Source organism: Klebsiella sp. CN_Kp100 (assembly GCF_040065315.1).
In the GTDB taxonomy this organism is placed as follows: Bacteria; Pseudomonadota; Gammaproteobacteria; order Enterobacterales; family Enterobacteriaceae; genus Klebsiella; species Klebsiella oxytoca.
In genome coordinates, this window is the sequence record NZ_JBEAIJ010000037.1 from 135990 (window position 1) to 148089 (window position 12100).

A 12100-nucleotide genomic window follows, 5' to 3' on the forward strand; every position below is an offset into this window, starting at 1 on the left:
ACAAAATCGCCAAAGCACTGCGCCATTCACAAACGGATTTACCTTCTTTGACCACAACTTAGGTCGTACGTTCATCAGCGGGCCAAAAGGCCGCCCCCTGCTCGGCCATGTGTAACAAAGTGTCACATGGTGTAAAACGCGGGCCGTATTGAGCAGCCAGACGCTGCAAAATCGCTGCGACTTCCCCCGCCCCCAATCTATCCATATAGCGGAACGGGCCACCAAGGAACGGCGGAAAGCCAATGCCAAACACGGCGCCGATATCGCCATCGCGAGCGTTGCGAATAACCTGCTCATCGAAGCAGCGCGCCGCTTCGTTGAGCATCATCATGACGCAGCGTTCCGCCACCTGCTGCGCGGACAAGCGCGCCTGTGGAGAAGCGATACCCAGCAGGTTGTAAATCGCCGGGTCGGGCCGTTTTTTGCTTTTACGCCCTTTTGCCGCATAAAGATAGAAACCCCGGTTATTTTTTCTCCCTTTGCGATCGTCATTCAGAATTGTGCTAATGATGTTTGCAGGCGGGCTAAAACGCTCTCCCCATGCCGCCTCCAGAACGGGAATAATTTTAGTGCCGGTATCGATCCCCACTTCATCAAGAAGCTGAATTGGCCCTACCGGAAAGCCAAATTGAACCAACGACTTATCAATGTGATCGATCGGCTCCCCTTCTATTAACAGGCGCATGGCTTCATTAATATAGGGCGCGAGAATTCGGTTAACATAAAATCCGGCTTTATCCGCGACGACAATCGGCGTTTTCCCCTGCAGCTTCGCCAGCTTTACCACCGTGGCAATAGTCTGCCGATCGGTACCACGATGTGGAATCACTTCGACCAGCGGCATTTTTTCTACCGGGCTGAAAAAGTGCAGGCCGATAACCCGCTGCGGTCTGCTCGCTTGCGCCGCGATCTCTGCGATCGGTAAAGACGACGTATTAGAGGCAAAGATCGTCTCCGGGTGGCAGTGTTGTTCCACTTCGCTGACCATTTTCTGCTTGAGCGCCAGATCTTCAAATACCGCTTCGATCACCACATCGCGATGAGCAAAGCCCTGGTAATCCAGCGAACCGGTAATCAACCCCATCTGGCGATCGCGCTCGCTGGCGCGCAGATAGCGGCGGCGCACCTGTTTATCGAGCAGCTCCCAACTGTATTTCAATGCATGATTTATCCCGCGCGGCTGAATGTCCTTAATGCGGACCGGCAATTCTCCTTTGCATGCGGTGACGTAGGCGATGCCGCCCCCCATCAGTCCTCCGCCAAGAATGCCCACGCTACGCAGCGCGACGGGCTGCGCATCCGCACCGCGGTCTTTTTTTAGATCGGTGCTGGCGAAAAAAATCGATCGTAGCGCCTGCGATTGCGGCGTCATCGCCAGCTCGCCAAAAGCGCGGGCTTCTTCTGCGTATCCGCTGCTGCAGCCCTGCGCCAGTCCGGTCTCAATCACCTGCAGAATGCGCTCAGTTGCCGGGTAGTTGCCCTGGGTTTTGTGATGCGTCTTTTTCGCTACCAGACGAAACAGCAGGCTGCGGGCGAGAGGTCCTGCGAGAATACGTTCGCGCGCCGGAACGGTACGGCTTGCCGGACGACCTTTAAGAGCCCGTTCAACTGCGGTTTGTAGCAGGATGGTCTGTGGCACCACTTCATCGACCAGTCCCGCCTTCAGAGCCTGGCGCGGGCGAAGCTGTTTGCCGGTCAGGATCATCTCCAGCGCGCTGCTGACGCCAATTAATCGCGGTAAACGCTGGGTGCCGCCAGAACCTGGCAGCAGGCCCAACTGAACTTCCGGCAGGCCAAGCCGGGTTTTATTATCATCGCTGCATACCCGCCCGTGGCAGGCCAGCGCCAGTTCCAGGCCTCCGCCCAGGCATGCGCCGTGAATTGCGGCGATCACTGGAATGGGGAGCCCGTGGATCTCGGCCATGATTTGCTGCCCCTGACGGGCCAGCGCCTCCGCTTCCTGAGCGGAATGACAGCGGGCAATCATGTTGATATCGGCCCCGGCGATAAAGTTATCCGCTTTTGCGGAAATAAATACCGCGCCGCGCAGTTCTTTATTGTCGCGGAGCTGACGGATAATTCCCCGCACCTCGCTGGCGAACTCAGCTTTCAGGGTGTTCATTTTTTCACCTGGCGCGTCAATGGTGATGACAGCGATATTGTCCGGGCGAACCTCAAGCGTAAATGCCGACACGGTTTCCATCATTCGGCCTCCAGAACCATAGCTGAACCCAACCCACCCGCCGCGCAGGCGGTAACCAGCCCAAACCCTCCGCCGCGACGCCGCAGTTCATGCAGCGTTTGGGTAATCATTCGCGCGCCGGTGGCGGCAAAGGGATGGCCGTAGGCAATCGAACCGCCAAGCACGTTGAATTTGCTCTCATCGACTTCGCCGATAGCCTGAGAGCGGCCAAGCACCTCACGGGCAAATCGATCGCTGGCCATGCATTGCAAATTCGCCAGCGTTTGCGCAGCAAAGGCTTCATGCATATCAATCAGGGTTAAATCGGCCAGCGTCAGCCCGGCTCTTTCCAGCGCCAGCGGCGTCGACCACGCCGGACCCAGCAGCATATCCTGACGAACATCAATCGCGGTAAAAGCGTAGCTGCGCAGGTAGCCCAGCGGTATTAACCCAAGCGCTTTAGCCCGGGATTCGGTCATCAGGATCACCGCCGCCGCCCCATCGGTTAACGGCGTACTGTTAGCGGCGGTCACGCTACCGTGTTTGCGATCGAAGGCCGGACGTAACTTTTGGTAATCTGCCAGCGTTGAATTCTTACGGATGTTGTTATCCTGTTCCAGAGGTTCAAGGAACGGCGGCGTGTAGGCAGTCATGACTTCTGCCGTTAATTTCCCTTCCTCCCAGGCCCTCGCCGCAAGCTGGTGCGAACGAAGCGCCAGCGCATCCTGCCGCTCACGCGTGATACCCCACGTTTTCGCCATCTGCTCAGCGGTATCGCCCATCCGCAGACCGGTGGAATATTCGGCAACAGCTGGTGGCACAGGGAGAAGATCGCGGAAACGCAGCCGGGAAAAGAGCTTCAGGCGCTGTCCCAAAGTGCGGGCTTTGTTGGCATCAACAAGCGTTCTGGCAAGTTTTTTGCTCACGCCAATGGGCAATACGGAAGAGGAGTCGGCCCCGCCGGCGATGCCTGCATGAATGGTTCCCGCCATCAGGCTCTCCGCGACGTTGGCCACCGCCTGAAAGCTGGTCGCACAGGCGCGACTGACGCTATAGGCATCAGTATGTACGCTCATACCGGTACCCAGTACAATTTCCCGCGCGATGTTCGGTGCTTCCGGCATCTGTACCACCTGACCAAATACCAGCAGGTCTATTATATCCGCGGGGATATTGCTGCGAGCCAGCATTTCGCCGACCACCAGCTTACCTAAATCAACGGCTGGAACGCCGTGGAAAGCCGTCGCCTGCCGGGCAAACGGCGTACGTAAACCGCTGACGATGGCGATACGATCGCCCTGACGGGTGACTAGCGGTAATGCCTGACTCATAACGCTCCCCTGTTAACCGATAAAACAAAGTGGTCTGACCTGATAACAGTTTTAACTAATATTTTACATTAAGCCAATCGGGGAACAGAAAAAGTGCGAGCCAAAACACATTGATTAGAAAAGATAACGCCCCTGCGAGGAGGAGCGTTTGGGAAGGGATTAACGCAGGCCGAGCTGGAAAATCAGGGTTTCAGCTTCGCAGCTGAACACGAAATCGATATCCAGCTTCACGCCGCCATCAACTTCAGTAAAGGTCGGGGTGATTTTGCACGGCTCCGATTCAACATTACGCGCTCTTTCACTCAATGCGGCAAGCATTTCTTCCGCTTCGGCGCGGTTCGCAAACACGCGGCTATAAGATGCGGTGCAATCGGTGTTGTCCATGATGGTACCAACATCCATACAGCAGCAAACCGGGGTTTCATCAGCACTGCATTTACTCATCGTAGATTTCCTCTGTATATGCACTCAAGGTGCCAGACAAATAATGTGCTTATTTTACGCCCGGGGCATGCCTGCCTCCAGTCGTTAATGGCGACAAAGGAGATAAGTGACCGAAATCACACTTAAAAATGATCCAAAACAAAAAGTGCCTGCTTTGGATTGCGGGTACCCCGGCAAATTTGCCAACTGGATCGCGTTTCTTAGATCACAATTGAAAAAACTTATAAACAAACTTGCAACATGTCATCTGGTCAGACCTATACTCAGCGCACTGGTCTGATTTCTCTGTCGTAAAGCAGACCCTACACTTCGCGCTCCTGTTACAGCATGTAACATTGTTTAAATAAAAATAACTCTATGAGGTTATGGGCATGAGCCAGAAAACCCGCCTTACCCAATCTGCCCTTGCAGTGGCTGTAGCACTTGTTTCAAGCCAGGCCTGGTCGGCAGGCTTTCAGTTAAACGAATTCTCTTCATCGGGCCTTGGTCGCGCCTATTCAGGTGAAGGAGCTATTGCTGACGATGCTGGAAACGTCAGCCGTAACCCGGCATTGATTATGATGTTCGACCGTCCGACTTTCTCGGGCGGCGCTATTTTTGTCGATCCTGATGTCAACGTCACCGGCAGTTCAGTTATCGGTAATGACGCCAGCCAGGACAATATCGCGCCAACCGCATGGGTACCCAATCTGCACTTTGTGGCGCCGATTAACGACCAGTTTGGCTGGGGGGCTTCTCTGACGTCTAACTATGGTTTAGCCACCGAGTTCAACAATGATTTTGCCGCGGGCTCAATGGGCGGTACAACCGACCTCGAAACCCTCAACCTCAATCTGAGCGGCGCCTATCGTCTCAACGATCACTGGAGCTTTGGTTTAGGCTTTGACGCCGTCTATGCCAGAGCTAAACTAGAGCGCTACGCGGGCGATTTACCGGATATTATCGGCGCGCAGCTACCGGGAATGGTGAAAGCCGGCAAACTCTCTCCGGCCCAGGCCGCGGCAATTGGTCAACAGGCTGGCGGTATCAGCCGCGATACGCAAATCGCTCGTCTGAAGGGTGATGAGTGGGGCTTCGGCTGGAATGCGGGCATTTTATATGAAGTCGATAAAAACAACCGCTACGGCTTAACCTACCGCTCTGAGGTCAAAGTTGATTTTGACGGAGATTATAAGAGCAGTCTGCCGTCATCCCTCAACCCTATTAACTCTGCCCTCGGTCTGGGACTGCCTTACGGCACAGGTGGTTCGACAATCGGCGGTTCTCTGACGTTGAATCTGCCCGAAATGTGGGAAATCTCAGGTTATAACCGCGTAGCGCCAAAATGGGCCGTTCACTACAGCCTGGCTTATACCAGCTGGAGCCAGTTCCAGGAGCTGAAAGCCACCAAAACCAGCGGCGGCGAAACGCTGTTCTATAAAGATGAAGGTTTTAAAGATTCCTATCGTATCGCTCTGGGTACCACCTATTACCATGACGATAACTGGACCTTCCGTACCGGTATCGCCTTTGATGATAGCCCGGTTCCGGCTTCCAATCGTTCTATCTCTATCCCGGATCAGGATCGCCTGTGGCTCAGCGCCGGTACGACTTACGCCTTTAATAAAGATGCTTCCGTCGACGTCGGTGTGTCCTATATGCACGGTCAGCACGTCGAATTTACAGAAGGGCCGTATACCTTTAAATCAGAAGGTAAAGCCTGGCTGTACGGCGCAAACTTTAACTACCGTTTCTAATCAACAGCAGCAACAAAAAAGGGTGAACATCATGTTCACCCTTTTTACTTTCAACCCGACGGTTACTGTGAATCGATATCTTTGAGATCGCCTTCAATCGCCTGAGCGTTGGGGTTCTCATTCGGAGAAAGTTTACCGCCGTTGGCGATAAAATCATGACGCTGGAAGTAAGCTTCACGCATCAGGATATACGGATCGGAGGACTGACGGAGCAAGCCATCGGAATCCAGCAGCTGCGCGCGGGTTTCGACTCCCTCTACCATCCATTTACCAATAGACATCGGCCATGTCAGCCAGGAAAGAACCGGATACAAGTCATCAGCCATATCACCGCCTTCATCACGCAGCGTAAAGCTGCCGTAGAAAGGCAACTGCACATAGGGGCCGTATCCCACACCATAGTGACCCAGGGTGCTACCGAAGCGAGCAGGCTCAACGCGCTGCAGTTTTGGATTCGCCATTCCCGCTACATCAACCAGCCCACCCATCCCGAGGAGTGTGTTCAGGAAGAAACGCGTAAAGTGCACCATACCTTTATAGGGATCGCCCTTCAGGAAGGAGTTCACCATTACCGCAGGTTCTTCAAGGTTGCTGGTAAAATTGCTCAGACCATTACGCGCCGGCTGCGGAACATAATCTCGCCACGCCACGGCAACAGGCCGAAGAACATAAGGATCGACAACATTGTAGTTGAAGTTGAACATGGTTCGGTTAAAACCTTCAAGCGGATCTGAACGCCCCTGCGGTAGATCGCCAGAACCAGAACTGGCGCACCCCACCAGCAATGTGGCGCCAAGCGCAAGCGCCGACAGGCGAAAATTCATAGGTATCTCCCTGTTAATTTTAGCTATCGCTGGGGGTTATCCGAGGACAGCCGCCTCCATTAAGATATCGCCCGTAAGCATGTGCCTGCTTTCAGCATAGCCTTTTTTGGCATTGTTGTTGATGCCCCCGATTCTATACACATTTTGCAATTTCCGTATTGCTAATCTTGTCATTACAAAGAATTTAGGAGCTTATCCACTCCAAATAACCGAAACCGCTCTACGATTATAATAAAGACCAGCCGTTGAGGAAAAGTTATGAAGCCGCAAACTCACCATGATAGTGAAGATGTTGAGGTTGAAAGTGAAGAAAAACAGAATGGTGAAGAAATTGAGGTGGATGAAGAACGCCTGCCTTCACAGGCGATGGCTACGCATGAAGTGATTCGCCAGGAAGGAGAGAAAGAGCTTGAGCGCGATGCCATGGCGCTCCTCTGGTCAGCGATTGCAGCAGGACTCTCAATGGGGGCTTCGCTGGTTGCCAAAGGCATATTCCATGTCCATCTCAGCGAGCTGCCCGGCGGTTTTTTGCTGGAAAATCTCGGCTACACCTTTGGCTTTGTTATCGTCATTCTCGCTCGGCAACAGCTGTTCACCGAGAATACCGTCACCGCCGTCCTGCCGATTATGCATAAACCCACGCTCAGCAATATCGGCCTGCTGTTACGTTTATGGGGTGTTGTACTGGCGGGTAACTTAATTGGAACCGCTATCGCAGCATGGGCGTTCGATGTCATGCCCGTGTTCGATGAACCGACTCGCGAAGCCTTTCTTAAAATCAGCCTGAAGGTGATGCAAAACCCTCCGCTGGAGATGTTTGCCAATGCGATTATCTCCGGTTGGCTGGTCGCAACCATGGTGTGGATGTTTCCCGCCGCAGGCTCCGCGAAAATTATCGTCATCATCCTGATGACCTGGCTTATCGCCCTGGCGGACACTACGCATATTGTGGTGGGCAGCGTCGAGATTTTCTACCTGGTGTTCAACGGCACGCTGCCGTGGCAGGAATTCATCTGGCCGTTCGCGCTCCCGACCCTTGCCGGAAACATCTGCGGTGGGACCTTTATTTTCGCGTTATTAAGCCATGCTCAGATCCGTAATGATATGAGCCACGAGAAGAACGCCCGTGCGGCTGAAGAGAGAAAAAAGCGCTAAATGGCTATAGATTAAGCAGTTGGGCCGCGCAAGCTTAACGTGCGCCGAAAATAACGCTATAATCCCGGCGCCATGTCCCCTTAGTTAAATGGATATAACGAGCCCCTCCTAAGGGCTAGTTGCAGGTTCGATTCCTGCAGGGGACAATCTGCCTTGTTACATCGGGAAATCCCTGCCTGACACCCCGCCACCTTTAGAGATATTTTCGTGTTGCAGGCCTGATGCAAGCGATGGCAGCCCGCTGTTCAACCTTCCAGCTACGCTCGTTAACCGGCGTTTATCGAACAGTTTACGTTCTGAGAACTCCCACCTCCAGCTAAAGCACACGATCCCGTATTGTCATTAACGTCGTATACACCTCCGGATTTAATTCACTACATAAATAATTAAATGCAGATCATTCCCTGTAATAATAGCTATCAATTATAATTTTCTATTAGCGATATATTTAATTACTGCAGAAAAAGTGATAGACTGCACGACAGATAACGGTCTGACCCGATTCAACAATTGATATACAACATCATCTCTGATAAATTATTTAGCATGAATTAAACATCATACAATCATCAATACGTAGACAAAATTCAGCTTAAGAAACTCAAAAGCCAACCTATTTTTCATAAGATAATAATGACCATGGAAAGAAAAGAACGGAACATATGGAAACTCAACAACCTTCCGCCACTGGAATATTGTTCAATCTCTCGCGCTCAAAAATTATTAAATTGTGAATTAGAAGATCTGCTTCATTGGCATGATATTGGTGCAATAAGCCTTTGTATCAAATTAGGCAGAACCAACGGAACGTTAAAGAGTGCTATCCGCCATCAGCAGGGCGGCAACAAACCCTATTTTTTTAACACATCAAATATTGATGAATTGAGCAGAAGCGAAAGATCGTGGTCCCCTCACTCCAAAATAAACAAAATTTTTAGATTCAATGAAAGTGAACCGAACCTGGATGCCCAATATGGAACGCCTGTTACCCAGTTAAAACTCCGGGTTTCCGTATCTGGCCTGTGGTACAGCCACACGAGGAATTTAACGGAAGTACTAGAAAACCCCGATAGCATCATTACTGAACAGCGGATCAGCATAATTTCACCGGCAAGAAACGTCCTCTTCTGTCACTTCACCCCCGATGAGGATGAGAAGCCAACCATCACGATGAATAAGCTTTACATCACTAATCAGGCGATTGAGAAAATTTATGAGCATACCATCAGCAGCCGCCCTCTGGAATTTGCAGAAAAACCGCTAAATATAATTGAGGATAAAGAGGTGCATAATCCCTCAATTATTCTTCAAAATAAACTGCTCATTGAATTCATCAATCACATCATTCAAGCCAACCCACACTTTGGTGATAATATTCTAAACGCAACGGAAAACAATAAAAATAAAATATTCAATATCGCAATGGATAGACTAAGGGCAGAAGGCGTGGTCTCCAGCTACGGCAGCATTAATCTCCCGGCATCAGAATACACGCTCAAATGACTAACCGTGAATTTAAACATTAGAATAAAAACCCTTTCTGGCGCCATGAAGCGGTGGCGCATACCTCAGTTTTAAACGTCAAATGGCCTTCAATATAATTTCAGATATGAACCTGACTTCATAATAAGACCATACTTTATGAATTACCAGTCTGCTAATAAGTCATTTCATATAAACATAAATCAACATAACAACAAAGCTCGCTTATTCAGTATCTGTAAGACCTTCACTGATCTTCATCGCAGCCCGATGCGCCATCAGTATAAATTCGCGGGCCGCGGCGCTTTGCCAGGCGCCCTTTCGCTGTAGCAGACATGCGGTTCTCGCGAGTAACGGTGGGGTGAGTTCAATGGCAGTGAGATCGTCACGCGCCAGAATAATGGACGCCGGAAGCAGGGTTGCCAGCGATGTGCGTTCTACCACGGCCAGGAGAGCGCTAATCGAGTTAGCCTCCATCTGAACTTTCGGTTGAATATCACGCTGCCGGCAGTAACGTTCGATTTGCTGGCGAGTCGCGAAAGCGCGACTGAGCAGAATCAGAGATTCCTGACTGAGCGCAGCCAGCTTGACGCGTTCGGCCGTCGCCAGAGGGTGACGCCGGCCTACCACCAGCGCCAGGGTTTCCGAAAGCAGCGGCTGATAAACAATATCTCGCGCATCGTTGCCTTCAAAAGCAATGCCGATTTCGAGCTCATCATTGAGCAACATGGTCTCCATTCGCTCCTGGGTCATCTCTTGCAAATCCAGCGTAATATTTGGGTAACGTTGATAGAACGAAGCCACCAGCGGCCCCACAAAGTAAGTCGTAAAGGTAGGCATCATCGCAATACGTAGCGAACCGCGCTGCAGGTCCTCCACATCATGAAGCGCACGCTGCCCCTCAGCGAGCTCCTGCCGCGCCCTGTGCGCGTACGTCAACCACACCTTCCCGGCATCCGTCAGACAAGTATGACGCCCGCTGCGATCAAAAAGCCGTACGCCCAGAGACTCCTCCAGCTGGCGAATCTGTTGCGATAAAGCCGGCTGCGAAATATGCAGTATCGCTGCGGCCCGTGTAAAACTACCTTGTTCAGCAACGGCAATGAAGTAATTGAGATGTCGCAGCAACATGAATTCACTCATAAGCAATTCAAATGAACTCAATCATAAATAAGTATTTTAACTTATCAAACAACAGGCGTACTCTCCCTGCGCCTTTTGACTGATAGCCCCAGGAGATCGCAATGAATTCCCCCCATCCTTACTTCAGCGCTCAACACGCCACGGTCACCCGGCAATGAATCAGACGCAACGTAACGGCGCCATGCTGCTGGTGTTGGTGCTTATCGGAATGAATATGCGTCCGCTGCTGACATCGCCAGGCCCGCTCCTTCCCCAGATACAGCAGGCAAGTGGTATGAGCTTCACGCTTGCCTCCCTGCTCACTGCGCTCCCGGTGATCGCGATGGGTCTGCTGGCGCTTGCCGGCGGCTGGATTAACAGCCGATTCAGCGAACGTCAAAGTATCGCCTTCAGTCTGTTAATCATCGCCGCCGGAGCTTTACTTCGCGAACTGGCGCCGCAGAGCGCGCTATTACTCAGCAGCGCGCTTCTTGGCGGGATCGGCATTGGTATTATCCAGGCGCTCATTCCTGCGGTAATAAAACGCCTGTTTCATCGTCGGACGCCTCAGGTGATGGGACTCTGGTCAGCGGCGCTGATGGGCGGTGGCGGTCTGGGAGCCGCATTTACGCCGTGGCTGGCGCAGCACAGCGCTATCTGGTATCACGCGCTTGCGTGGTGGGCGCTACCCGCAGCGACAGCGCTCCTTTGCTGGTGGCCGCTAAGCAGAACGTTACCTGTCCAGACGCCATCGACAATACAGCTCTCTGTTTTTCGCCATCGTCGAGCGTGGATACTTAGCCTCTATTTTGGTTTGATAAACGGCGGTTACGCCAGTTTGATCGCCTGGCTGCCACCCTACTATATGCAGTCAGGCTATAGCGCGCAGTTTAGCGGTACCCTTTTGGCGTTAATGACCGTCGGCCAGACTGGCGGAGCGCTACTTCTGCCTGTTCTGGCCAGGCATGAAGATCGGCGAAAGCTTCTGATGCTGGCGCTGGCGCTGCAGCTCATCGGCTTCTGCGGCTTTATCTGGCTACCGCAGCAGCTACCGCTTGCCTGGGCTATCTGCTGCGGTATTGGACTTGGCGGCGCGTTTCCGCTCTGCCTGGTACTGGCGCTCGATCACGCGAAGCACCCCGCTATCGCGGGTCGCCTGGTGGCCTTTATGCAAGGAGTGGGCTTTATTATTGCAGGTATTTCCCCCTGGCTTTCAGGGCTGCTGCGGAGCTTAAACGGCAATTTCCTTCCGGGCTGGATGTTTCACGCCGCCTGCGTCCTGGCGTTAATGCTCCTCACATTGCGTTTTGCCCCGGCACGCTATCCGCAAGAGTGGCAACATCAGAACTCAGCCACTAGCTAAACCCGTCTAATCCTCTTACGGGATGGTTACCCCATCCCGTATTCAGGCAGAAAAAAGCCCAAAATCAAGTAACTATATCCCTACAAAAACCATTGTTAACGACCGTCGCCAGAATGAAATTTAATACCGAATGAAATTAATGTGTCGCCGAATCACGACACTCGTAAGTAACTAAAAATTAATAAAAAAATGGCTCTTGTTTCCCTCATTTTTTAGGCGTACATTAGCGCCATCTGGAGCCGTTTACGCTCAGAATTTACAGCTACCGCCGGCTAAAAAAGTGTCGTTTTAGTTAGCGATAACTGAGCAGGCAATGAAGAGCAAATTCATGTAAGGCGTCTCGCCGAGAGCGCGGAGTGATGAGTCGTGAAATATTTCTTAATGGGCATTTCTTTTATGGTCATCGTTTGGGCCGGTACTTTCGCCCTGATGATCTAGCTTTAACGGTGTTAAAAAAAGGA

The 12100-nt window shown here is 52.0% G+C and carries 10 protein-coding genes and 1 tRNA gene; 6 read left to right on the forward strand and 5 right to left on the reverse strand.

Annotation, left to right across the window (positions count from 1 at the left end; genetic code table 11):
* Positions 1 to 58: 58 nt before the first annotated feature.
* The 3 genes from fadJ to ABLV12_RS14450 form a co-directional block, all read right to left on the reverse strand.
* A complete protein-coding gene (gene fadJ / locus ABLV12_RS14440; RefSeq protein WP_348867126.1) occupies positions 59 to 2203 on the reverse strand; it encodes a fatty acid oxidation complex subunit alpha FadJ in 2145 nt (714 codons plus the stop codon).
* A complete protein-coding gene (gene fadI / locus ABLV12_RS14445; RefSeq protein WP_049127944.1) occupies positions 2203 to 3513 on the reverse strand; it encodes an acetyl-CoA C-acyltransferase FadI in 1311 nt (436 codons plus the stop codon). Before fadI ends, fadJ begins: the two co-directional genes overlap by 1 nt.
* A 159-nt stretch (positions 3514 to 3672) precedes the next feature.
* Positions 3673 to 3957, reverse strand: coding sequence for a YfcZ/YiiS family protein (locus ABLV12_RS14450; protein ID WP_004114294.1), 285 nt, complete (start codon positions 3955 to 3957; stop codon positions 3673 to 3675).
* 371 nt (positions 3958 to 4328) lie between these two features.
* On the opposite strand from ABLV12_RS14450, the gene fadL reads away from it, so the two are divergent.
* On the forward strand, positions 4329 to 5693 hold the full coding sequence (gene fadL / locus ABLV12_RS14455) for a long-chain fatty acid transporter FadL (RefSeq protein WP_004104187.1): 1365 nt from the start codon (positions 4329 to 4331) through the stop codon (positions 5691 to 5693).
* A 62-nt stretch (positions 5694 to 5755) separates the two neighbouring features.
* Here fadL and mlaA read toward each other — a convergent pair whose 3' ends face one another.
* Positions 5756 to 6517, reverse strand: coding sequence for a phospholipid-binding lipoprotein MlaA (gene mlaA / locus ABLV12_RS14460; protein WP_004104189.1), 762 nt, complete (start codon positions 6515 to 6517; stop codon positions 5756 to 5758).
* 258 nt (positions 6518 to 6775) lie between these two features.
* On the opposite strand from mlaA, the gene ABLV12_RS14465 reads away from it, so the two are divergent.
* The 3 genes from ABLV12_RS14465 (at position 6776) to ABLV12_RS14475 (ending at position 9175) form a co-directional block, all read left to right on the forward strand.
* Positions 6776 to 7672, forward strand: coding sequence for a formate/nitrite transporter family protein (locus tag ABLV12_RS14465; RefSeq protein WP_348867123.1), 897 nt, complete (start codon positions 6776 to 6778; stop codon positions 7670 to 7672).
* A gap of 74 nt (positions 7673 to 7746) precedes the next feature.
* Positions 7747 to 7818, forward strand: a tRNA-Arg gene (locus tag ABLV12_RS14470).
* Between the two features lie 487 nt (positions 7819 to 8305).
* Entirely contained in the window at positions 8306 to 9175 is an 870-nt protein-coding gene (locus ABLV12_RS14475; RefSeq protein ID WP_004114296.1) for a hypothetical protein, read from the forward strand.
* 204 nt (positions 9176 to 9379) lie between these two features.
* On the opposite strand, the gene cynR is transcribed toward ABLV12_RS14475, so the two are convergent.
* Entirely contained in the window at positions 9380 to 10285 is a 906-nt protein-coding gene (cynR, locus tag ABLV12_RS14480; RefSeq protein ID WP_348867124.1) for a transcriptional regulator CynR, read from the reverse strand.
* Positions 10286 to 10451: 166 nt separating this feature from the next.
* Here cynR and ABLV12_RS14485 point away from each other — a divergent pair, with 166 nt between their 5' ends.
* Together ABLV12_RS14485 and ypdK are read left to right on the forward strand one after the other, a co-directional pair.
* Positions 10452 to 11639: a cyanate transporter gene (locus ABLV12_RS14485; RefSeq protein WP_335270124.1), complete on the forward strand. Its 1188-nt coding sequence runs from the start codon at positions 10452 to 10454 to the stop codon at positions 11637 to 11639.
* Positions 11640 to 12005: 366 nt separating this feature from the next.
* Positions 12006 to 12077, forward strand: a complete 72-nt coding sequence (ypdK, locus tag ABLV12_RS14490) for a membrane protein YpdK (RefSeq protein WP_077777854.1) — start codon at positions 12006 to 12008, stop codon at positions 12075 to 12077.
* Positions 12078 to 12100 lie beyond the last annotated feature (23 nt).